The organism is Paenibacillus lacisediminis (assembly GCF_046567315.2).
In genome coordinates this window covers 24,332-48,484 of the sequence record NZ_JBKIAX020000013.1, presented here as the reverse complement: position 1 = coordinate 48,484, position 24,153 = coordinate 24,332, and the positions used below count along the sequence as shown (strand labels likewise).

22 protein-coding genes and 1 pseudogene are annotated in these 24,153 nt (G+C 39.4%); all 23 read right to left on the bottom strand.

The window, feature by feature from the left end; translation table 11 throughout:
• Window positions 1-201, bottom strand: a complete 201-nt coding sequence (locus ACLD72_RS22290) for an RNA polymerase sigma factor (RefSeq protein ID WP_411002478.1) — start codon at window positions 199-201, stop codon at window positions 1-3.
• A gap of 7 nt (window positions 202-208) precedes the next feature.
• The gene (locus ACLD72_RS22285) at window positions 209-553 is read right to left on the bottom strand and encodes an RNA polymerase sigma factor (RefSeq protein WP_458476162.1); all 345 of its coding nucleotides are present in this window, start codon (window positions 551-553) and stop codon (window positions 209-211) included.
• 274 nt (window positions 554-827) lie between these two features.
• Window positions 828-1,487, bottom strand: coding sequence for a hypothetical protein (locus ACLD72_RS22280; protein ID WP_411002476.1), 660 nt, complete (start codon window positions 1,485-1,487; stop codon window positions 828-830).
• A gap of 4 nt (window positions 1,488-1,491) precedes the next feature.
• Window positions 1,492-2,835: a helix-turn-helix domain-containing protein gene (locus tag ACLD72_RS22275; RefSeq protein WP_411002475.1), complete on the bottom strand. Its 1,344-nt coding sequence runs from the start codon at window positions 2,833-2,835 to the stop codon at window positions 1,492-1,494.
• 509 nt (window positions 2,836-3,344) lie between these two features.
• Entirely contained in the window at window positions 3,345-3,590 is a 246-nt protein-coding gene (locus ACLD72_RS22270) for a hypothetical protein (protein ID WP_411002474.1), read from the bottom strand.
• A 230-nt stretch (window positions 3,591-3,820) separates the two neighbouring features.
• Window positions 3,821-4,537 carry an NAD(P)H-binding protein gene (locus ACLD72_RS22265; RefSeq protein ID WP_411002473.1) on the bottom strand — a complete coding sequence of 239 codons (717 nt, stop codon included), beginning with the start codon at window positions 4,535-4,537 and terminating at the stop codon, window positions 3,821-3,823.
• Window positions 4,538-4,579: 42 nt separating this feature from the next.
• Window positions 4,580-5,251 (bottom strand): DUF4386 domain-containing protein, encoded by a 672-nt coding sequence (locus ACLD72_RS22260; protein ID WP_411002472.1) that lies wholly within the window; start codon window positions 5,249-5,251, stop codon window positions 4,580-4,582.
• 152 nt (window positions 5,252-5,403) lie between these two features.
• Window positions 5,404-7,968 carry a LuxR C-terminal-related transcriptional regulator gene (locus tag ACLD72_RS22255; protein WP_458476161.1) on the bottom strand — a complete coding sequence of 855 codons (2,565 nt, stop codon included), beginning with the start codon at window positions 7,966-7,968 and terminating at the stop codon, window positions 5,404-5,406.
• Between the two features lie 497 nt (window positions 7,969-8,465).
• Window positions 8,466-8,993: a sensor histidine kinase gene (locus tag ACLD72_RS22250; RefSeq protein ID WP_411002470.1), complete on the bottom strand. Its 528-nt coding sequence runs from the start codon at window positions 8,991-8,993 to the stop codon at window positions 8,466-8,468.
• A 98-nt stretch (window positions 8,994-9,091) separates the two neighbouring features.
• Window positions 9,092-9,697 carry a hypothetical protein gene (locus ACLD72_RS22245; protein WP_411002469.1) on the bottom strand — a complete coding sequence of 202 codons (606 nt, stop codon included), beginning with the start codon at window positions 9,695-9,697 and terminating at the stop codon, window positions 9,092-9,094.
• Between the two features lie 601 nt (window positions 9,698-10,298).
• The gene (locus ACLD72_RS22240; protein WP_411002468.1) at window positions 10,299-10,712 is read right to left on the bottom strand and encodes a hypothetical protein; all 414 of its coding nucleotides are present in this window, start codon (window positions 10,710-10,712) and stop codon (window positions 10,299-10,301) included.
• Between the two features lie 573 nt (window positions 10,713-11,285).
• Complete coding sequence (locus ACLD72_RS22235) at window positions 11,286-14,366, bottom strand: tetratricopeptide repeat protein (protein WP_411002467.1); 3,081 nt, start codon at window positions 14,364-14,366, stop codon at window positions 11,286-11,288.
• Between the two features lie 132 nt (window positions 14,367-14,498).
• On the bottom strand, window positions 14,499-14,756 hold the full coding sequence (locus tag ACLD72_RS22230) for a tyrosine-type recombinase/integrase (RefSeq protein WP_411002466.1): 258 nt from the start codon (window positions 14,754-14,756) through the stop codon (window positions 14,499-14,501).
• A 48-nt stretch (window positions 14,757-14,804) separates the two neighbouring features.
• A pseudogene (locus ACLD72_RS22225) lies at window positions 14,805-14,940 on the bottom strand (ParA family protein); the annotation flags it as partial.
• 135 nt (window positions 14,941-15,075) lie between these two features.
• Window positions 15,076-15,996 carry a hypothetical protein gene (locus ACLD72_RS22220; RefSeq protein ID WP_411002465.1) on the bottom strand — a complete coding sequence of 307 codons (921 nt, stop codon included), beginning with the start codon at window positions 15,994-15,996 and terminating at the stop codon, window positions 15,076-15,078.
• A gap of 640 nt (window positions 15,997-16,636) precedes the next feature.
• Window positions 16,637-16,996: a hypothetical protein gene (locus ACLD72_RS22215; protein ID WP_411002464.1), complete on the bottom strand. Its 360-nt coding sequence runs from the start codon at window positions 16,994-16,996 to the stop codon at window positions 16,637-16,639.
• 12 nt (window positions 16,997-17,008) lie between these two features.
• The gene (locus ACLD72_RS22210; RefSeq protein ID WP_411002463.1) at window positions 17,009-18,994 is read right to left on the bottom strand and encodes an AAA family ATPase; all 1,986 of its coding nucleotides are present in this window, start codon (window positions 18,992-18,994) and stop codon (window positions 17,009-17,011) included.
• A gap of 14 nt (window positions 18,995-19,008) precedes the next feature.
• On the bottom strand, window positions 19,009-19,206 hold the full coding sequence (locus tag ACLD72_RS22205; RefSeq protein ID WP_411002462.1) for a hypothetical protein: 198 nt from the start codon (window positions 19,204-19,206) through the stop codon (window positions 19,009-19,011).
• Window positions 19,181-21,319 (bottom strand): DEAD/DEAH box helicase family protein, encoded by a 2,139-nt coding sequence (locus ACLD72_RS22200; RefSeq protein WP_411002461.1) that lies wholly within the window; start codon window positions 21,317-21,319, stop codon window positions 19,181-19,183. The genes ACLD72_RS22205 and ACLD72_RS22200 overlap by 26 nt, the downstream gene beginning before the upstream one ends.
• Before the next feature lie 2 nt (window positions 21,320-21,321).
• Window positions 21,322-21,855 (bottom strand): hypothetical protein, encoded by a 534-nt coding sequence (locus ACLD72_RS22195; RefSeq protein WP_411002460.1) that lies wholly within the window; start codon window positions 21,853-21,855, stop codon window positions 21,322-21,324.
• The gene (locus ACLD72_RS22190; RefSeq protein WP_411002459.1) at window positions 21,848-22,699 is read right to left on the bottom strand and encodes a DNA-methyltransferase; all 852 of its coding nucleotides are present in this window, start codon (window positions 22,697-22,699) and stop codon (window positions 21,848-21,850) included. The genes ACLD72_RS22195 and ACLD72_RS22190 overlap by 8 nt, the downstream gene beginning before the upstream one ends.
• Window positions 22,692-23,594, bottom strand: coding sequence for a DNA-methyltransferase (locus tag ACLD72_RS22185; protein ID WP_411002458.1), 903 nt, complete (start codon window positions 23,592-23,594; stop codon window positions 22,692-22,694). Before ACLD72_RS22185 ends, ACLD72_RS22190 begins: the two co-directional genes overlap by 8 nt.
• A gap of 213 nt (window positions 23,595-23,807) precedes the next feature.
• The gene (locus tag ACLD72_RS22180) at window positions 23,808-24,053 is read right to left on the bottom strand and encodes a hypothetical protein (protein WP_411002457.1); all 246 of its coding nucleotides are present in this window, start codon (window positions 24,051-24,053) and stop codon (window positions 23,808-23,810) included.
• Window positions 24,054-24,153 lie beyond the last annotated feature (100 nt).

The window sequence follows — 24,153 nt, the reverse complement described above, 5'->3', positions numbered from 1 at the left end:
TTAGGCACGTTTTTCGGCTCCTTGAGACAGTTTTCGAAACGCCCTCTGTCTGGCTCGCGCAATATACATTCGGACATGCTGAGCAGGAATATCCATAATTTCCGAAATTTCTTTATCGCTCAGTTCCATGATGTATTTGAAATATAATAAATTCCGATCCTTCTCAGACAGTTGGAACAGCGTTTGCTCTAAAGTCTTCATTTCCTCTTCATGCAGGATTCTCTTCTGTTGCAGCCTGCAGATCGGGAACGTGATCGGCTATATCATCCGTTAAACCTGAAAAAGAACGTTGCGAACGGCGTACTTTTTTTCGGATATAATCCAAACAAACATGTTTTAACGTATAAACGATATACGATATCCTTTTGTAACAGTCTAATGATCTTAAAAGAGGAATTTTGGGAATCAATTTCAAAAAAGCATCTTGAATGAGATCATCCACTATGCCAAAATCGCCAGTAATGCTATAAGCTCTCTTTTTCATTAGAGGGTAGTACTTTAGATATAAACCCGTTATGTACTCTTTATCGTTTTCATCTTCTACAAGAGCCAAGAATATGAGAGGCACTTTGTTCAACTCCTAATCGTTTGAATCGACCAAATGGCAAAAAAAATCCGCCAAATAAATGTTTAACAGGAAAGATAATATATCCCATATTAAGAGTATACTAGATATAGTCTTCATTTTTAACAATATAACTTATTACAGTTCAAAAATATCCATGAAAATCTCAATTAGGCTGTTTTTCCTGACAATTATAGAATTGGCATATGAGCTTAAATAGGAGATGAGGACTTTGAACTGGAATAAGGTCCGAAAAATATCCCTAATCGTTTTGTGGAACTGTGGATTTTAAATCCCTAAAGTTTTGAACCAGGCAGTTTTGATTTAACCACAGAATGCGAAGTACCAGTTTGCTCGCCCCATCCATGCCGGCCGCTTCATACAAGCTGGGATTGATGGTGGTTAAGGCCGCCTGATAGAAAATGGCGTTGAACCCCATATCCTTCCAGATGCCTGATCCCACAAAAATGGCGACCCAGGAAGCTTTTTCATTCATAAACGGATAGGGCTCGCCGCCGGTAAACGCGGTCACAAGCCGGTTGATCATCCCGTTTTCCAGCGCAAAAATCGTGGTCACCATCATGCCGATAATTACCCAGGACAAAAAATGGGGCATGTAGACAATCGTTTGGATCGTTTTCTTGAAAGCCAGGATTCGCACTTCATTAAGCATAATCGCCAAAGGGATCGGAACCGGAAAACCAACCACAATGTTCAGTAAACTAAGCAGCAAAGTGTTGCGTATAATCTCCAATGTCCGCGAATCTTGAAACAGAATTTCGAAATAATGCAGACCTACCCAAGGGCTATTCATAATGCCATCGTAAAAATTGTAGTCCTTAAAGGCGATCACCAGCCCGCCAATGGGTGCGTAGCGAAAAATGAGGTAAAACAAAATGACCGGCAGAAACATCATTAACAACGTATCACTTATTTTCTTCTATGTATTGCTTACGAAACGCTCGCGGCGATTGCCCGGTGATCTGTTTGAACACGACCGTAAAATAACTGGAATTATCGAACCCTACTTGTTCGGCAATTTCGGTCATCCTCAAACGGGTACGCTTTAGTAATGCTTTCGCTTTTTCAATTCGCAGCTGGCTGACATAATGCGTAAAGCTGATGCCGGTTTCTTTTTTAAACAAATTGCTAAAATAATTGGGCGTCACATGTACATAAGCGGCAACCGTCTGCAAGGAGCAGGTTTGTTGATAATTCCCCTCGAGATATTGCTTGGCCTTGATCACCACGTTGTCCCGCTGCTCGTCCAGCCAGCGAACAAACAGGTTTACAAATTCGCAGCATTTGTCTTTGGCCCAGTCCAACAACTCCGGAACGCTCTGAATTTCAAGAATGTGCCCGGGATTCAGGGCATCACTGGCGGCGGCCGCCGCTTGTAAATGTTTGAAATCGGACAGCAAAATGCCCGAAAAAACGCTAACCAACGTGTAGACCTTCGTTTTGCAAGGCTGCAGCTCAAGTGCTGAGGCTTCCTCTAAATATTCCGCCAACCGCTGCTCCAATCCGGAAAAATCGCTGGTGACCAGCATGGCCAGCAGTTCCTCCTTCAGCCTACGGGAATCACCGGCAGGCCCGCTGTCTGTTACCGCTCCATCATTTGGTCCGTGATTCACCTGTTCGTATAACCCCGCCAAATCATCAAACTGGCAGATGGTCCCCAGCTCGATCCAACTTGTCTGGATGCCGATAAAACTTTGTAACGCCAGCAGTGCATCTCTGCGGAACGCCTCTCCTTTAGAACCCGGCTCCAGCAAAAAAGCAAATGTTTCCTTGCGCAGCGGAAAATAAAGCCCCCGTGTCTGATGCCGCTGCAACAACTCCTCCAAAATATTCGTGGCGGCATAGTGGAGCAAGCCGATATCTTTGGCCGTGTAATTTTTTTCAGGCAAACCATAGGTATGGACTTGCAACAGGCAAAACGCAGCTGTCGACCACCTTTGCTCCCACTCCTCCCGCCAGGACCGATCACAAGGCAAGCCAAATAACGCTGCACGAAATAATTCCGTCTGCCGCTCTTGCTCTTTGACCCTTACCGCCAAACTCTGCAAACGAAACTGATCGTACGCCTTGCGCAATACCCGGTAAGCTTCGTCCAGAGAAAACGATTTCAACAAAAACTCTACCGCCCCATACCGCAAAGCCCGCTGCGCATATTTAAAATCGCGATAACCGGTCAAAATAATCACCTTGATCTCCGGATGATTCCGGGATAACCACTCGGTCAAAGCCAGGCCGTCCATCAACGGCATATTTATATCGTGATGATCAAATTCGGCTCATACAACTCCACCGCGTCCATCGCTTCCTCCCCGTCGGAGGCCTCGCCGACCACTTCCCAACCGAGCTGATTGCTGCTGATTAAATGTACCAGCCCCTCACGAAACCAGATACGACACGCCCCAGCCTTAGATAGCTCTTACCTTAGGCTGGGGCGTGTGTTGTCTGAATATTCTTTTATGATTCGCTTCTGACAACCAAGGGGCATACGTCCCGCAGCGTAAAAGCCTTGTTATCGGATGTCAACGCCTTCATTGAATTACTTACAAAGATTCCTCGCATTCTAATTTCCTTATCCCATACGCTTCATAGATAGGATCGCCATTTTCGTATGTTACTCCAATGTTTTCTAATACATCCGGGCTGATATTGGTATGTGAGGAGCCGGTATCAATTATTACATCTTCTATTCGAATCGTTTTACCTCGAAATGTAACCATGAGTGATGTGGTTAACAATTGACCATTATAAAATATTTTCATTATAATTGTCTCACTCTTATCATTGGATCTCTACGTATATGAATCAAACATTTTTCATTTGATGTATGATAAACTAAATTTCCTGGTCCTGCTCGGAAAAATTCTTTATTCGCATCTTCATCAGGTATCGGCCGAATAGGTGCTACTTCGTCTATTATTTTTTTATTATCTTCTTCGTGATAATGAAGAATCTTAACCAATACGAATTGATCCGGGCATAAGTCTCTTACTTCCGCCCACTTCATTATCGATCACCCATCCTTTTTGTTGATATCCATCTATTTTTATCATAACACATTTCATATAGATCATCTTACAGGTTATCTGTTAATCTGTATTTTAATGATTCCGTTGGTTTTGCGCTGATTTCCGATAACATTCTTGGATTCACGAACTTGAGAGGCTTAAAATCCGGATTGGTCAAAATGCGCATCGTCCCAACTCAATCCTTCCTCGATCTTCATGCGCCGCCTCTCTATTTATTATAAATCACCGGAGTTTTGAATTCCCAACATTTCCACATATTTTCATCTATCGCTAGTTCAGCCATAAAATAACTTACATTTATTCTGCTTGTTTTACCCGCATTGAATATGGGGCTTCTTACCGGAGATTCACAAACTTCATATGAACTTTCTTCATCATGATTGACTAAGGTATCCGGACGTACGGCAACCCATCCGACATTTCCGTCTTCTTTACCCATTTTGGCAATCAAATAATTGGCTGCCTTAACATTATCTCGATGAGGAGGAAGCAAAAGCTTTAGTAAGGATAAGATGATTTTTTCTCCCAGTGAATTTGTCTCTCCCGATAACGTGTTCGTGTAACCTGTTGTACTCATCAGGATGAGTTTCACCCTTTTGCCGGCCCTTTTCGGGACGGTTTCACAGATTCTTCTGATTGCATCAAATACCAAATAACGAGGTTTGCCGAACATCCCTTTGAGCGTAAGATTGTGACCAAGACAGGAGATAATGACATCACAATCACATAGAAGCTGATTCATTTCAGCGTCATTTAATTCGTTGATATTCCCCTTTATGATTTCCACTAATGGATGTTCTTGTACGTCTTTGGGAACAACAGCATTTTTTCGGATGAGAATCCGAGTATGGATTTGTCTTTTGATAAATTGCCTGACAACATGTTTGCCGGTAGCGCCGCTTGCTCCAAGCACTAATACTCTCATACCCCATCTCCGTTTTCATTAGATTTATTTTAGAGGTGGTTCTCACACTTTAATTTGATTGAACCCTTTGAATATCAGAAGTATCGCGAGAAACATCTCGCAAATAGCTATTGGCGCATTTAGGATAAAGTAGACTGGGCTCGCTAATTTGATGATGTTCAACATCAACAGTAATGTAGCCAGAAGAGTCAAGGTAGAACCAATCATCCCCCCTATTGAGAACCACCTTGGGATAAGTCTAATTTTATATAGGCCATAATAGAGGATCAAACCGCCAATACTCCAGGGCAATATCATACCTATATGATTCAGAATATCTCTGCCTTGTCTGAGCAATTCAGCGATAACTTCAAAATACGATGAGTCAGCTTGGACGGCAGCTGCCGAACTCTGACTCAAACCTAATAAAAGAAGCAGTGAGCCTATGCCGGCAAAGAGAAAGCCGGAGCCAATCACCCTGAAACCGAAATATCCCACTGCCAGACTTTTGTTGTATTTTTTAATGATTGGATATAACAATACGGTTATCGTGACATACACTACAGCCATTGCCGCTTGAAAAAAGGTTGCAACCAAAACTTGCATTTCGATCTCCGACAACTTTACAAGGTAATCCGAACGTTCTAATGCTGGAACAGAGCTAAATATTCCAAAAACAAAACTGAAGATGAGCAGCAGCCCAAGATAGACTGCCGTTTTTCTGTTGGTTTGCATGACTCCCCCCCCCTCTTTTACCTGATGATCAGCCAGAGTGTTTTACGAATAGTATATTGGCTGCAAGGCATGACTGAGTAGATACTAAAGTATGCTTCGAACTAAAAAAGGCCCAAGCCTTGCCTTTAGGCATTGCTTAAGACCGGAGTAAGTTATATCAGTCCGAGCTCTCTGGCACGTGCGATCGCTTCGGTTCGCCGTTTAACCTGCAATTTGTCAAAAATGTTGCGATTATACCCCTTCACTGTACTTAAGGCCAGGAAAAGCCGATCACCTATTTCTTGATTAGAGAGGCCTTGGGCGATCAGTTGCAAAACTTCCAGTTCACGCTCGCTTAAGGCATCGATTAAACGTTCGAAGCGGATGGGGGGACTGTGAACAGCGAAATCATTGAGTTTCTGTTCATTATGCATGTTGGACAGTAAAAAACCGGTATAATCCGGCTGGATCCGACGGGTAGCCGCTTCCGTTAACAAATCAAGCATGGGCTTACCTTCGTCAACAAAAAGACGAACGAAGCCCTCATTCTCCGCCAGTGTCAAAGCATCATTTAAGCTTTCAAGCGCCCTCTCCATATTGCCTTGGACCTGAAACGCCAATGCTTGGAGTACAAGAAGCTTAAGCTGTTCGTTCTTCCATTGCTTCGCTTTCGCTTGGTCATACAAAGTAGCCAGTATGACCAGAGCAGCGCTTGCGTTCCCTTGGATCATATGGATTCTTGACTGCAGAACAGGCCATTCACCAGTTTCCAAATGCTTTACGGCTTCCGGAAAGTTGCCGTGATGAAGAGAAATAAGAAGTTCCAAGTGTTGAACTTCGCCCAAAAGGTGAGTAAAGGATCGTTCTTGCACTTCATGACGAGCTTTAGTTAACATAGCTTCCGATGCTGAAATATCTTGTCTGGCGAGTTTCAATTTTGCCGCAAATAATTCACTATCGGATAACCTATCCGTATTCTCGATCTGCTTGGCTAACAGGATACTCTGCCCTATATGCTGTTCGGCTGCCTCCAATTCGTTCCATTCATAGAAGATTCGAGCCATGCCTAAATATGCGTCACAAGCGGCCGGCAGTGGCGGTTCGCCAGCTAGTTCAATCACTTGTTTATAGGTTCGCACGGCCAGGTTCAACTGATTGTCGAGCTCCTGGATCTGGCCTGTACCTAAAGTTGCCATAAGCGTAATAATCAGGTGTCCCATTCGCTTGCTTATCGATAATGCTTCGGTATAAGCTCGTCTGGCGGCTGCGCGATCGCCCTGCAGCTGGTAGGCAACGCCTAACGTCCAGGTAGTCGCTGCGCGCACAGGCAGATTATTCGGATGCAGATGATCCAGCGCGAGGAGTGATTGGGCAATAATGATATCCGTCTCGTTCCGAATGACTCCAAGCGTGGCCCGGATCGATGCTATATGCCCGATTAGATCATGATCTACCTCATCGGGATCGATAGGTTTCATGGCCGCTTCGGCAGCGGATAGTTTTTGTTCGATTCCGTCCAATTGGCCGATCATCAATAAGGCGGAGGCATAAATCACCCAGAGCGACGGCCGTTCGTTAAGCGTGGACTCGTCCTGGCGCTTTAACCAGTTCAGTACAGGTTGAGCGGCGCCGCGAAAATGTAGAGGCATTCCCCTTCCTTCGATTAATGTTGCGGCCCGATCCACATCTTGAGCCGCCGCAGCGTGCTGAAAGGCTTCGATCTCAAGGTCATTCTCTTCAAACCAATGGCTTGCCCTGGTATGTAGAACGGCGACCTCCTCGGCCTTGTCCTTGTTGGCATGATACAAACGCTGTCGCAACAAATCGGCAAAAAGATGATGGTAACGGTACCAATGACGCTCGCTATCCAACGGGATGATGAACAGGTTGGAACGCTCAAGATACGCCAAGATTTCATCTCCTCCCATACCCTTCGGTAAAACGGCATCACAGAGGGAGTCGCAAAATCGATCAAGAATGGAGGTATGAAGCAAAAAGGTCTGAACCTTTTCGGACTGCTGCATTAGGACTTCCTCCATTAAATAGTCCAACACAAAACGGTGGCTGCCGGTAAAGGACGAGATGAATTGGGCCGTATTCGAACAGCCCTGCATAGAGATAGCAGCTAATTGCAGCCCGACAATCCACCCTTCTGTGCGTGCCTCCAGAGAAAACGCCTCTGCAGATGATAGATTAAGCCCCATGATTTGGTTGAAAAATAACGCCGCTTCTTGCCGGGTGAAACACAGGTCGTTTCCACGCAGTTCGGTCAATTGGTTTCTTGCCCGCAATTTGGCGATCGGCAGCTGCGGCTCTTCGCGCGTCATGATGATCAAATGCATCTGTAAGGGTTGATGATCGATCAGAAAAGACAGGGCATCATGCACAGTTTGAGATTCAATGACGTGATAGTCATCAAGCACGAGAATAAATGGATCTGAACCGGATGATATTTCATTGACTAAAGTAGTAAGGATGTATTGGATCGGCAACGGTTGCGGAGATTGTAACGCTCTCCATACACCTTGGTCGTTAACATCAACGATGTTCTTTATTGCAGCGATAAGATGAAGGAGAAACCGCACAGGATCATTGTCACCTTCATCCAGCGATAACCATGCGGCCCGACGTCTGCAGTCAGCCAGCCACTCGCTGACCAACGTGGTTTTACCATAGCCTGCAGAAGCGGAGATTAGCGTTAGTTTTCCTTGCTGCCCCTCAGACAAGCGTTTGAACAAATGTGAGCGTTGAACCACTTTCGTTCGCGCTGGAGGAATATGCAGCTTTGTGGTTAATATAGGTATGTTCATAAAATTTCTACACCACGCTTTTCATTTTTACGCACCATCGAAACAGCTTCTCAGCAGAAGCAGCTTGATGCCATTCGATGCCATCTTCGCCTCCGCCTCTCTCACGTCCGGGCAATATCAAATTCACCCCCTTGCTTCTTCAACACGAACTAAAGCCCGTCAATCAGGCTCAAGTCATCCTCCAACAGCAGGAGCTTGTTCATTTTTTTCACTTCTCTTGTCTATCCTTAGGTCTATTATGATTCGAGATGGTGGGGGATTCAAGGAAGGTGCCAAAGGTAGCGGATAAACCCGGGAAGCTTGGAATACAAAGAAACTGTAGGAGGCAGGTATTCATTTTGCCCCGCATACTTCCGACTCTTGGAACTTTTAATAAACGAATGTTGCGCCTACTGGTATGGACCAAGCTGCCGGCTTTGTACTTGTTAAAACTTCCAGAAAAACATCCCCAGCGTATTATACAAGAAATGAGGATTTAACTGAGCCTGGATCGCTTTCAACTCGGCTTCTTTTTCACTAATTTTACGTTCATACACTTCATAGATGAGCTTCTCGATATGGGCGGTCATATTATTAAAGCTGTCCCCGAGATACCCCAATTCATCCTGGGTCCGAATCTGCACACGCGTATCAAACTGGCCTTCCCGCACACGCTTCATGCCGCGCACCAGGTTTCCCAGCGGACGCAGCAACATGCGGCTAATCCCAGTAATAATGATCGCCAAACAAATTAGACTGGCCAGCGCCGAAACGACCGCCACCTTGAGAATCACGTGGCTTTTGCTTTGGATTTGGGCTAAAGACACCTTACTAACCAGAGTAAAACCGACCTTTTCTGACTTCTGCCTGGTGTACATATAGGAAACCCCGTTCTCTTTACGAACCGAATTACCGATGCCTGGCATCGTGGACAAATCCGGGATCTGTCCGTTAGATCCATTCAACGAATACAAAGGTTTCCCCTCTTGATCATACAAAACACTTCCACTTGGGTTTCGGTGCGCAGATCTTTCAAATGCGATTCAAACAAGGACGTATTGAACAAACAGCATCATGCCATAGGTATCCAGATCCATCGACCGCATGAACCGCCCCGCCAACACCCAATTGGAATTTCCCTGTTCCCGGTAGTCCTCCTGGCCCGCTGGCTCCAAACATATTCCCCGCCAGTCCCTTCCAGCTTACGAATCATTTGCCCGAGATATTCGGGCTTAAGACTATAAAACGAGCCGGCAAAAGAGCCAAGATTAATGATATTCCCTTTCAAATCATAAATCCGAATACCAATCATCTCCGGCGCATCCAGCCGCACCTGATAGATTTGCTCATCCAGCATCTTCTCGATTTTCATCCGTTCATACGAATCCGACCGTTCATTTTGCGCCGAAATCGCCAGACTAACCGACGGATTTAGGGTGATATAGTCAGTAATTCTGTACATATCATTCACCCTCGAATCCAGCCGAGCCAGCACCTGCTCCGTCGTCATATAATATTGCCGGCTAACTTCCTCATTAAAAAGCGACAGATGAATCCGGTACGTAATCAGCGCGGTCACACAAGAAATCAATAGATTTGCCGCCGATAAGGAAATGATCAGTTTGGTGCTGAATTTGAATAGTTTCTTGTTGAACGGACGGTGTTTCTTAGTCGTCATATTGGTTCCTCCGTTAGGAAAAAAACAGTTAAACCTCGCGTTAATTCTATCTTGTTTGCTTAGATAGCGCTTTCACACTTCCATAATGATATATTAGACGTAGTGTCCCCTAACTCCTTTTTGCAGCTTAAGGGCTTTGAACTCTGAAATTAGCATGAATCCAGCGGATGCAGAGCACCGGTGCTGCGTTCTGAATCCAGACAAAGCTTCAGCTCGCGGCTTTGAAACAAAAGGCTACGTAATAAATACCAGGACATAAAAATGATCGCTGGCTTCCAAACCATGCGATCATTTTATGATTTATGCAACATTCGTTTTTTATGAGCGACTTTTCCGCTTGTGACCTCAACGAGATTCAACTGTTCACCATCGATAGATGAACCTGTAACGTAACTACAGAAAAATAATAATCCAAAATCAGCATTTCATCTGCTTTAGCGATAATGTTCTAAATCTTTTAATTGAAGAGATAATTTTTCTTTTATTGAATCAATTTGATTTTCTAAATATTCTTCTTTATAGATTTCTTTCAACTTAGCTTTTGCTAAATCAAGTGCCGCCTGAATAATAAGGATCTCATTTTCTTCTAATTATTTGACTACTACCTATAATTCTGGCTCTTACCTCCTGATTTTAAAATCTTAGCTATTCGGCCTTCTAAATGTTCACTTCTAATCATCTCTTTGACTTGCAATCCGTACTGCAAGCACAATGACTTATAATAATCGTGCCGCTCTTTAGTTGGCCTATCCTCAATCCATGAAATTATATATTTTTTAATCTCCTTTTTAAACTGTTCTGAGGTGTTTATTCTATCTCTAATCTCTTTTATATGTTCAGAATTTTTGTTGAGATCAATATTGTTGTAACGCCATACAATATCATTAAAAATTTCTTCAATATCTCTTTCATTGTACGAGCTTTTTGTAAATCCTAATCGTTCACGAATATAGACATCAACATAATGGAATAAGCTAGGTTTCGCTCTTTTGGATAGTTCATCTATTGTTGACAAATAATTCTCCTCCTTTGTAAACTTTGCAATTTCCACCGGAATATTAGTTATCCCTGCATTTTTCGCTATACATGTACGATGTTGTCCAGCGATAAAAGAAAAGTGTCCACAAGAATACGGTTTAATCTATACTATATTCTCGCAGCACAAGAAGTTTAGTGCAGTTGAAAATATGAATAGTAACAGTAATTAAAGTTTTTATAAGAGTGAGGTCCTAAGGTATACCTAAGATCGAAGCTATCAAAAATTTTGTTTAAACTCATTTATAAGTATCTCCCCCAAAAGGAGGAGGAGATACTAACCAAAGATTGAGAGCTTTATGAGCATTTGAACCCAGTATTAAATGCCGCCAATCCTTTTCCGCGTGGACATCCATTGTGGTAAGATACGCATTTTTAACAGGGCATTATCCGTTGGGAAGATACATGCGATTACCTGGAAATTTATGCCCATAGCGAAAACACAGCCAATAAACTCTATTCCACATAATGTTAATAATCAGTGTTTGGTTTTGGTAAACATCAAATCAATGTATAAATAATTCACTTATTCTTTGACCTAGTATTTATTTACTTACATTTCTTGATCAATGTCCTCATCATCAGCAAACTCCTGATCACCAGCAATTTTAGCTTTTAATACATGTATTTGTCTTAACGATGAGTCCAATGATTCAGCAATACCTAGTTCACTTAATGCCCCCTCCCAATCCCCACAGTTATAAAGAAATTTAGCATATGCATATCTTATGAAAGCACTCTCTTTATCAAGGCTTATAGCCTTTTTATAAATTGATTCAGCCTTAGGGTTCTTTCTCTTTTCATAAATTTGGGCAAGTATTTGATATGCATCAGCAAATTCAGCAGTTGGTGCTTTATTCTTTTCCATCAACTCAATTGCTTGATTTATATACTTTTCAGCTGGATCAAGTTGTCGTTTTTTTGTAAGTATATCAGCATAACCCTGCAAAACCCACCATGCTTTATCATCTAACGACATAGCTTTATTAATATACTTTTCTGCACTTTTCCACAAGTGTTCATGTGCGTAGCATAGTGCGATATGAAATTTTATATCAGTTTCTTCGTATAGTTTATCCAAAATCTCATAAAGTTTAAGTGCATCCCAAATCTTTCTCTCCTTAAATAAAGTTTTGGCGACTGGTCTTAGCTCATCGAAATAAATAGGTTTGAGTTCAGAAAATGCTTCATACTGAAGTGATGAGGCTAAATGAGAAATATGTTCTCCCTTATAGACTGGGTTTGTTGAATCCAATTCTATTTTAGTTTTGTAATATTCAGCAGCTACCTTGTGATAAACAATTCTACTCTCAAACTTTATTGTTGAATTGAAATATTCCTTTATAAGCGGGTGAATTTGGTACGAATTTGATTCTATATTTAGCTCTAAGATAAAATTATCTATTAAACTTGATATAAGTTCATAAGTTTTTTCCCCCATAAATATTTCGATCACTTCAAAATCTACAGGCAGATTAAAAGATGAAAGATACTCAGCTAGATTAATTTCATCTTCAGAAAGAGAAAGTTGGTCAAGAATCAATGGTATAAGTCGTCCCTGAAATCGCTCTTTTACCTGCGTATTTTCAAGAATTTGCTCAATAGGGTACTTAGTAATAAGTTGAGCCATTAGTTGCGCAGCAAGAGGATTTCCATGAACTTGACGAATTATTTCACGCGGTACTAAAACAGATTTGTTATCTCCGTTATATGTTCGTATATTCCAATCAATTATACCTTCTAATGAATCCTCGTTTAGTCCGTATAAAACAATTGGATATAATTCTTCAATATCAAATTTGAATAATGAAGTAAGTACTATTTTATTATTTGATGTAAATCCATATTTGTACAGGCAATCAATAAAAAGTCTAAAGCGGCTATCTCGATAAGAACGTTTAATAAAAAAATAATGCCAGTCATCAATCAGGATAATAGAAGGCGGCATCTTATCGAATTTTTCAAGCATTTTATATACAACTTTTGTAAGGTCAGTGTCATTTATCGAAATAATACCCTCCTCATTAATTGTAAATCTAATTTCTTTTGCAAAGCTTAATATAAATCTATTAAAACCGGTCCCCTCAGTATTTCGTATCAATATTCTTTTCCAATTGGCAGGAAGGACAGAGTTAATTCCATCAGATAAAAATTGTGTTTTTCCAAGTCCTCGCAATCCAAAAACCCCACAAATATGCACTGTATCGTTATTGACAAACTTCCTAAATGATGAAATAGCATCATCTCTTCCAAGATATGGTCTTTTAAATGAGTGTATATATTCTGTAGATGTTTCTGTATGCTTCGGTACTATTTTCTTGCTTAAGCTTGTTTTATTTTCTATACTCTTCATTTCTTCGCGAACATTAATTAAAACTTTTGTAGCTTCATCAATCATTGTTTCACTAGCAACTAGATTGATTGCTAGGTGATAAACAGTTTCCAAATTTGCGAATTCAAAATCCCAGAAATTCAGTACTTCTTCAATAAAAAGTATGTCTTTTAAGAAATCATCATCGCTTTTGTTGTTAATACCTAGATCAACTAAGTGTAGATAATGTTTAATTTTATAGGTTAGAACTTTGGAGAAATGTGGATTTTCTAAAGCCAATTCTGTAATTTCGTCAATAGAGATACTGGTACTAGTAAAAAAATCATGCAGCTTCTCATTACGAGAATCTGCTAAGTGAAGAATGGGAATCATTGAAATTACTTTAATAGGCTCATGTGCTACTACTGTAGATACTTTGCCAAATTGCCCACTTAGATCTATATCCGCAATGAGAATTGCTTCTTCACCATTTGGAATTTCAATAGTCCCATCATTAGAAAGATAAGGAGAACTACTCTCTCTATGAACCCAACCGAAAATCTTTGATTTTCCAGTTGATGCCTCATTCACATAACATACAGGAACTTCATTTGCAGCAAGGAATCTAGCAGTATTATCAAAATAATTAGTTTTTGGACTAAAAGAAGGAATAATCATTAACCTATCCCCATTTGCCTCTCTGGGGAATTCTGAATCCGTTAACGCATCGATGCATATCTTTATTCCAATATAAAAATCCTTGTCTTTATGGTTGACTTTAAACCAATCATTAACCTCATCCGAAACAATCAAATTTGTTTCCCATTGAGAAGCTTTATTTTTAAAGACAAGTTGGTATCTTCCATCTGGAAATAAAACGGGAGCAACGGCTCTACGGATAAATTGATCCTTTATTGTATTTTGTTCGCAATTTATTAAATCCTCAAATTGTGCACTCATATAAAATTCTTTTAGATTCCCTGCAATCATGTGGCTACCGGCAATAATAATAATTCCATTTTCTTTAGCAGCCTCAAGCAATTCTGGAATTAAATTAGCAGGTACAGAGTACTCAGGGAGAATCAAAACATCAACGTCCTTTTTTGAACAACAAGATATAACGGCAAATATTTTAGTCCGTATATATCGAATATACTCTTCCATGAAAGTAGTTCTTATAGACTTAATAGAAGGTATACTTGCTGACAATTTAGAGAGACCAATGTTTTTTCCAGTCGGCTCCATTAAAAAATTTGTAGTGTTGTCTGTATATGCAGCATGGCAACATATCTGGGCAAGTGCGATCCTCACATTGTTTGGCATTACGGATTCCTCCAAATAGGGACATGTTACCACTATTATATGATAAAAATGGGCACATGTCCCTACAATCATGGACAATAATCAACCTCTCGCCTTATGTTCTGTCCAATAGTCTTTCCTTGTACAAATGACTCATTGGTAAGGATTATGCTTGGATCTCATTTCTGGCCGCCACAGATTGACATATTTCATTACCATGTCCTGTGAGGTATGCCCCAGAATATCCTGTAAGCTATACGGATCACCTTCATTCAAAATATACATATTGGCAAACATATGTCTTAGCCGATGCGGACTCACTCGGACATTCTTGATTCCGGCCGCCTCTCCATATTTGTGAATGGCTGTTTGAACGGAACGTCCTCCGAGCGAACGACTATCCAGTGTCACAAAAAATGCGGGGACGGCAAATCTCCTCTTGCCTTGGATATACTAACCTGCAAGACCTTGAGCGTCCGCATCTACTAGCAGTACTTTCTTACCTTCAGCAGCCAGACCTATTCTCAGATTGACAGTCGTTGTGGTTTTTTCCAACTCCGCCCTTCTGATCGGCGAGTGTAATTAATTTTGCCAACCGCTTTGCCTCCTTTCACGCAAAAAAGCTGGCTGTGCTGACGTCCAGGTTACCAGCTTCAAATAGAGTATCTATATAAAAAGAGAACGCCGAGTGGAGAGCGCTCTCTTGGATATTCTCAATAATTTCTGGTTTTCAAAAGCAAGAAGATATTTGGTCGATTTTCTGTAAACGTTCTTTAGAATCATCAATTACATCATACCAATAAACTACTGAATCTACTAATCCTACTGGCACCTTACCGTGACATATTTCGTTAAAGAAAATTTCCAGTTCATTTATATCCAACTGAAGCGGCTCTATGTCCCCTAATACTTCTCTAATTTCCTCTTCGCTTTCGTGGTTTAGTAGATAGATTAGAAATTCTGTTAATGCTATTCGCTCTTCAAATAGTAACTCATAAAATGAATTGTCCTTTAAATCACCTTGAAATAACTTATAGGCCGGTGAATCAAATCGCAACTCATATGTATATAGCCCCAGTTTACGGGCTTGATCTTTAATTATTGCATAATACGCCCTCGCTGTACCGCCAACAACTCGACCCAAGAATTTTTTAATTCGAATATCATTAGGTGTGTCCATATAAGCTCTATCAACCTTTATCTCCATTTTTAAACGGTCAGCTAGAAAGGCAATGAATAAATCCCTATCTTTATGAAAGTTTAGTGAAACATTAAATCTATCATAGCGACACATTTCATAAAAACGAGTAAGTAGTTGCAGCAAAGCATATTGATGCGCATTAAATGAAAATTGAACTTTGTTCGCAATTCTTTCGTGCAATTGTTGAAGACTATGGGTAATGAGACTTCTCTCAAACTTCGTTATATCTTCTTCAGTAATTATTTCTGGAAAATCTTCTAATAGAACCAGTAAAACTTTTTGTAAACGTTCTATTCCCACTGCAAATGAATATAAAACATGAAAAATATCACATTCTTGGCTAAATCCTTTCAATGCGTCAAAGTTCTTTATTCCGTTATAAATAAAAGTCCCAGCAATATCAATTTCTCGACCCATGTTAAAATTTTTATAGAACTGCATTAAATTCATATTACTTCTATCGCTCCTTCCTTCACGTAATACGACTTCTTTGATTATGCCTGCTCAAATTCACTTCTTAGAATACTCATACATATACTGTCCCAATACTTTCCTTACTTAAATTTAATTCCTCGAAGGCAAACTTCTGCAGTATTCGAATTGCTTCACTGCCGTAGCCTTTACCTAAATATCTTTTCTTCTTATTATAATAGCAAAAATGCAAATTGACCTATGTATTCTAGAGAGTCTTTGGCCCCTATGATAAAACTCTTGTTACTAGACTTACCCTCAACTATCATCCTAAAGTAGAATCCTGCCTCATACTTGGAATGAACATCTGTACTCTCGTGATCTGCAAACTTAGCACGAACCGTACTGGTCTATTGAAAATACCATTCAACCAAGTGACAACTTAGATACAAATGGTTGCTTCACTCTTTTATTCTCGAACTATAGGTTTTGAAGTTATTCGCTGCTCTCCATAAAGGCAGGTTCCCGCAGTAAAAGACATATATGAGAAGCAAAAAGTCTCATGAGACTCATTTAATCTGATGTAACTTTAAATTTCAATTTAAATACTATTTAGGCATGCTGTGTTTCCAGGCAGCATTCACGCTCAAACGAATGCTCAAATAATCAACGAGTGGTTTCACATAAACTCGCTAATTTTACTTACTCCTTCTTCTGCTATTTTTTCACCAATGCTCACTAACCCTTTATTCATTAATGCCTCAATATAACGATAAGGGGTCTCCGTCTCTGGATACAAAGTCAATATCAAGCTATGAAGATACTTATCTGCATCAAGCGAACCAATGTTCCATTTTGTCCCTCCACCCTCACCAACTTTATAGTCTGTCAATCCAGTGTCAAGATTGTTTCTCACAGCGTATGCCAAAGCAAATTTTGCTATTGCAATTCTATCTTCAAAATATCCGGTATTCTCAAGTATGTCAGCTATCTTATTTGACTCAACAGAAAGGCCAATGTTAATTCTATCTTCTGCCATAGTTCACCCTCCTCAGCTTTTAACAATTCGAGTGTTAAAGGCTGATTTGTTATATAATTTGTATTCATTTTTCAAGTGTCTTCCCAGTATCGTTCTTGCCAATTGCTCATCTATTTCTCCACTATATACAAGTAATACAACTTGCTCGGCAAGATTAGGAAGTGCATATGTAATTTTTCTTTTATGTTCTGGATCGAGACGACCAAATGGAGAATCCATAATAATTGGACCTTGAAGTGGAGCATTTTTATGTAATGCTCCAATCAAAGATAACGCCACCATATGTTCGTAACCAGCAGAACGAATTTCAACAACTCGTCCACTTTGATGGATGATAGCTAATCCGTAATTGTCATTAATTTGAAGTCGGACATATTCGGGTTGATTGGAAATACTCACAAAGATGTCTGATGCGTCTTTTTCCACTTTCCGCTTCAGGTTATCTCTGTACAGTTCAACTCCCCGTTCAAAGATTCTTTTGATTTTCTCACACGCTTCTCTTTTTCGTTCAGCTACTAACAATTCGCTTGTCGAGGCTTCATGTTTTAACTTCTCCTCAAACCGCTTTTTTTCTTCTTTAGCTCTTGCAATTAATTCCTGTTGATCCTTAATTCCATTTTCTGTATTTGTAATCTTCTGTAAACATTTAGCTAACTCAAAAGGAACATTACTTGCACGGGATGTATCGCCGGCTTCAAAAATATTTTTATTTAAGTCTTTTAATTTCTGTTCTAAATCACTGAGTTCAACAGTAATATCTGAAATCATGTTTTCGTGATATATTACCTGTAGTTTCATTTCTTCTACACTCAATTTTTTTAACTGCGCACGCCTTCCCTGCAATTCAATTAACGTATTTTCTTCACTCTCAGTTAAACCAGAGTGTTCGGAATCATAATTTTCTGTTTTTTCCTTAATTAACGTTACAGCGTGATGTGTTAGACCTTGCTCACAAATCGGACATTTCCCTGTCTCACACCCTTTTTTCAATTCCTCTAATAATTGTTTTGAAATCAGGTGTCTTGATTTTTTTTCTTCAATAATCTTAATTTCATCTTCCAATTGCAACAACACTTCTTGTATTCGTTTACCAAGCATTCCCTGCCAAACATTCTTTGTTAACATTTTCATTTCCGATTGTTTTGTTGCGAGTAATTCTTCCTTTTGATCAATATTTTCCTTAAGTCTTTTCTGTTGATTTTGCCAATCTCTTATTTTTTCTGTTTGCTTCAATTCTTCTTCAAGATTATGCCGCTCAGAGATGAGTTCAGCAAGTTTCTTTTTCAAGCTGTCAAGTTCATATTCATGACTTATTAACTCAGCTTGCTTAGACTCCAACGCAATGCCAAGCAACTCAGTATCCTTATTTTTCTGAGCTGCTTTTGTAAGTTTTTTTGAATATTCCTTTACAGCCACATTCGTATCTGTCAAACCATTCGTTAAAACCGGGACACCAAGTATTGTCTCGATGGACTCCTTTATTTTGGTTCCAACATTGTTTTCATCTACAAGTAATTCCTCATACTCTTGAAGCAATTCACCATCAAACAGAAAAAATCGTGAAACCTGTTCTGGCATAAGGCTATTTAAAACATGATCCCTTTTCTCACCTGATAAAATACTGACACCTCTCTTTAAAAACACTTCTTCCCTATAATCCTGGTCTTTCTCCGGTCTTATAATCTCATCCCTTACTACAAACTGCCGAGTTAACTCATAATTAATCCCGTCACTGTTCATTTTAATGATTGCTTTAAAACCGTATTCGCCTTCATCGAAACTCTCCCAATTCGCAATCTGCTTTAGGGAATGCGATTTACTTCCTCTCCCTTGCACTTTTCCGAAAAGTGCATAACGAAATACGTTTAATAGAGTGGTTTTCCCCAACCCATTATTACCCCAAATAATCGTAACTCCATTCTCAGAAGAAAACTCAATTACTTGCTTGCCTTTATACGGCCCAAAATTCTCTAGCGACAGACTTGTAAAATGTAACATTCGATCCCCCCTATCTATGAATCTATAATTTCAGATAAGTATTTATCAATTAGTTTTAGCGCTTGGGTTTGTGCCTCTACTCTATTGTCCTGATTTTCGTATTCGATTCTAAGTAATTCTTCAAGCATACTTTTAGGCAGTTCAGGATATTCTTCAATTCTTATAGCTTCTAAAGCATCAAACAGATCATCCAGATTGCTGTTCTTCGTCATCTTCTTCATATCCCCCTGATACTGACTCAGTAATGTTAACATTAAAATCAATAGCAACATTTTTTAATTTCGTAATACAAGTGGGGTTTTCCGCCCAAGTCCCAAATTGAATCGCTCTTGCGAGCTCAGCTTCAATTATTGATAATTGCTTAAGATTTTCCTCGTCACTCTGATTAGGAGTAACAATGGCATCATGTAAGTACGCAAAGTACTTTTTATCCGCGCGGCGCAATATCCTTCCTCTACGTTGAATAAACTCTCTTGGATTTTTGGATGATGCTAAAATTAGTGCATGTGTAGCCGCAGGAATATCAACACCTTCGTCCAAACATTTAATGGAAACCAATATACCACCGTGAATTGCAAAATAGCCTAATGTTGCTTTCTTATCCCCTAACATTGCAGAATGATATTCATAAGCATTAAAAGAATTTTCCGATAAAATACTGAGTACTTTTCCTAATTGAACTTGATTGTCGCAATAAACAATCCATCTTTGACCCTCCCGGTAGTATTGCTTTATTACATCTAGAGCCAATTCTATTTTTACGGCAGCATTCTTAATTATTCTCGCTCTTTGAATCAGCATTTTTCTCACTTTAGGATCATTTGTTAGTTTATTAAAATCAGATTCTGGCTTCTTGTTTATCGCAAGATATTTGCGTAATTCTAATGTTATTGAGTCCCATTGCTCTTGTTCTTTATGGTTAAGCTTAATTTCATGCGGGTAATAAAAATATTTAGTTAATACTTTTGATGATATGGCATCTTCTAATGTAAAGGGTGGAGGAATGATATCTCCAAAATAAGAAAAAATTGCTCTGGTACCTTCTTCATCACCAAATCGTCTCGGTGTTGCGCTTAATCCAAGGCGAGCACCTGCATTGATTTTAAAGACGTTCCTACGATAGAAGCTGCCTAATCGATGAACTTCATCTGCTACCAAAAACAAATGCTCTCCTTGTTCAATACCGTTAATGAACTGCTCAGAAGCTGCAGTGTCCATAGTAGCAATGATTATTTTTTTCTTTGTCAAGCTTCTTTGTGTCCAAGCAGATAGATATCCTCGTTTCTTCCAAACATTATTTCCATCCCCGCATACAAGAAACATGATGTCGCCATCGTTAAAAACTTGAGTTAATTCTTTATGCCACTGGCCCAAGAGTTCTGTTGAAGGAACCAATACAATGACAACCTCATTTAAATTTATAGCCGCTTTTATCGCGCACATTGCAGTATATGTTTTTCCACTTCCAGTTGCATGCTCGAATATCCCTCTTCGTCCTGAACGTTCCCAAGCTTCAAGAGCTTGTATTTGATGTGTTCGTGGTATTCTCCCTCCGGTCCTTCTCTCTGCCGCCCATTTTCTTCCCAAATCTATCTCTGCCTCAATCTCTTCGACAAGTTCCTTCCATTTATCTGTGGAGGCATATTTAATAAACAATTCTTTTGCTACTTTTGGAAAGTCAGATACCTCAATCCCCTCAATGCGATTTCCCCATAATTCATTGAAATATGTAGTCGCATTTTCCACACGTTGTTTATCCCTTCCATCAATCCAACTAGGAAAAACATCTATCGATTCGATATTACCATCTGAAGATAAACCCTTAAAAGTTTCATTCATAGAGCCTCTAAATCCAACGCAGTTCATTTCTTTATCTTGAAAAATGCCAACTTTATCATGAAATAGTCTTTTGACTTCAGGATTTGCATTAGACTGTATTACAGCAATTTTTATATCTATAATATCAAGTGCAACCAAGCAAGCTAATGCTCTCGTTGGTTTATTAAGGTAGCTATCATTAAATAAATCTTTGATTTCGTTTTCAAGAGCTTCTATATGCTTTGCTGAGCGTGCTTCGTATCCTTCGTTGACTGCTGTTTGGTCTGTTTCGACTATATAAGGTGAGCAAATAATTCTCATTTTACCGCCATTTTCAACAAATCGCTTTAAGGCTGTCCATGCAATTATGTACACTGTACTGCCGAAATAACCCGAAACTCGATCATAGTAAATCGAGTTTTCCATGCAGGGCAAATAAAACTCATAAGCTATATCATCTGTAGCTTTATTGTAATCAGTCTTAAACTCAAATTGGTTTAAGCTCATTGTTATCCCTCTAGTAATTCATAATAAAATATCCGCATTCTTTCGTTAATTGCATCTACTAAGTAATCACTTCTTGCGACAATAACAATTTCAGTTCCATTTTTTGTATTTCTAGTCTGTGTTTCGAATGGAACAAGTAGTGAATGAATAACCGTATCTGTTTTAACTTGAAGATTCTTATTTCGCCCAAAGTTTTTATGCTTGGTTGCATCCCAAAAAACAAATACATCATATTCTTGTATGTAACCGATTATCATTGCATAGAAGCCACCTGAAAAATCAAAATTACCAGTTTCATGTTTCTCTTTCTGGTCAACATTTAAGACCAACTTATACTCATTAATCGGCCTTCCTCCTGGAGGATTTCCACAATTAAACAAATATACCCTAGCTTTAAGTGGTAGTGGCTTATTCAATTCAAGCAAGAAAGGACGATATTCCAAATCGTCCACCCGTTTAACTGCAAGTCCAAGTTTCTTAATAAAGTATTCGTTTATTTTTTGCGAAGCCTTAAACGGACTTCTATTTTTAATCATCTTGTACACCATCTAACGTCTCTCGTAATGTACTTTCAGCTTTTTCTACATACTCTTTAAAAATATCAAACCCAATAAAAGTACGCCCCAGTCTTAGTGCTTCGATGCCTGTGGTTCCAGTGCCCATCCATGGATCAACTACTAGGTCGTTAACTTGTGTAGTTGCTTTGATATATTTGTTGGGCAAATAACTCGGTTGTATTGCTTGATGTTCTCCTTTTTTCGCTGATACAGCTCCTCTTATAACATTTACAGGAAGAGCACCAAGGGGGTTAGCCTCAATTCGCTTGTTCTTTCTAACATAACTCAAACCATTTGCTCTCGGCTTATATTCATTATTTTCATATTTAGTTAAAGTGGTTTCAGAATATGGCCTTCGTATAGCATCAAGGTTAATAGTCCAAGCAGGGCTTTTTGAAAACCATAAGTTTTGCTCATAAGTATCTTGGCAAGCAACTCTTAATCCGGTTGATACAGGATTGTCCTTGACCCAAATTTCGATATCTACACAACTAAGTCCCCACTCTTCTTCCATCATTATTGCTAATTTCTCAATAACCAGAGAACGAGTAGTACAATGATCCCCTTTGTGACGATCACGATTTGCTTTTACATTAATGACAATGAAACCATCGTCTCTAAGCTTTTGTTTAGCAGAAACAATAAATGGAGAAATCTTTTCAATATAATCTTTAGACTTCCACACTCCATAATTTCGTTCTGCGTTTGGATAAGGCGGTGAGCCATACACAAGTTTGATCGAAGAATCAGGAAGCAGTAGCATCCCTTGAGCACCATCCAAACAACGAACTACATACCTTTTATTTTGAATGTTCTCAAGCATTTATTTCAGCCCTTATTTCAAATTCATTTGGAAATTCAATTTTCATTCTTTCGTAAGCAAGATCACAATAATCTTGATTTGAATCAATCCCAATCCATTGTCTTTTGTTACGATGAGCTGAAACAGCTGTTGTACCTGAACCAGAAAATGGATCTAACACAATGTCATTCTCGTTTGTTCCTGCCAGAATGAAAAACTCAACTAATTTCTCAGGAAATCTTGCCGGATGAGCAATTCCTCGCTCTTTGCACAATTTTATAAAGTTATCATTACTACTTGTATTTCCTATTTCAATTACACTACCTGGGTCAGATCCCCCCTTATCTTCCCAAGTCTTTTCGCAATTGAAATTATGCGTACTTGGCCTTGTGTTATAGTTTCGATCTCCTTTCCCATTACCGTCCAAATATTTTTGCATATCTTTACTGTAAGGTTTTCTAATTGGATCTAAGTTAAATGTCCAATCTTCACCCTTACTGAACCAGAAACAGTACTCATGCGATTTTTTAGTTCTACCGAACCTGCCAGAAGAAAAAACATTTGGTGGTGTCGAAGGATTGTACCAAATATAATCCCGAACTAAATTATACCCCAGTTCTTTAGTCATTCTAACGACAAGCTCATATACATAAATATGCTGTTTGCCATTGACGACCTTGTCGTTTATATTCAAAACAAAACTTCCGTTTTTTTTGAGAACACGCTTTATTTCTGCTGCTTTCGGGAGAAACCAATCCACAAACTCATCCGGAGGTACTTTGGATTCTTCCGTTCCATAAAATCTTTGATCTGCATATGGTGGTGATGTCATCACAAAATCCACGCATTCATTTGGAAATAATGTAAGTACTTCTTCGCATTTACCCGTAATAAAACGGTTCAAAAATTCATTCACTTCATAGCCCCCACGTTTATTCTTGTTGAAGTATGTAATCCTTTTAGCTTACATTTAATTATATCAACCACTAATATACGTCAACAAGAGCGTTCTTTGAACATACTCCTAATAAAAGTGATTCTGCAGTACTATCAAAAGTCCTGCAAATTTTGACAAATATTCTTTGGTGTTGTTTTATCTACATAATAGATTCGGTATGAACCTAGTGCACTAATCCTGAAATAAACCAACAGTTAAAAACAAATGGTTTCCCTCTATAAGTCCACTTAAACGGTTTGGAATGGTTGCGTTGAAGTAGTCGATAAACTGAAATAATTTCTTTTGCAGATCCAACTTGTTCATAAAGCTACTGCGCTTGATCAGACGACAGGCAAAAATTCTGAACCAAAGTTCAATCTGATAAGCCAGGAGCAGTGCTTGGGTGTAAAAAACAAAGCTAATCCGATGAGCAAGCAAGTGTCTTCTCCGCAAAAGCAAGCGAATCCTGTAGCTTGGCGTTCAACCAACCCTTACAGCGATAGGGGGGCAAACCCGCCACATTTCAAAAACTTTAAAG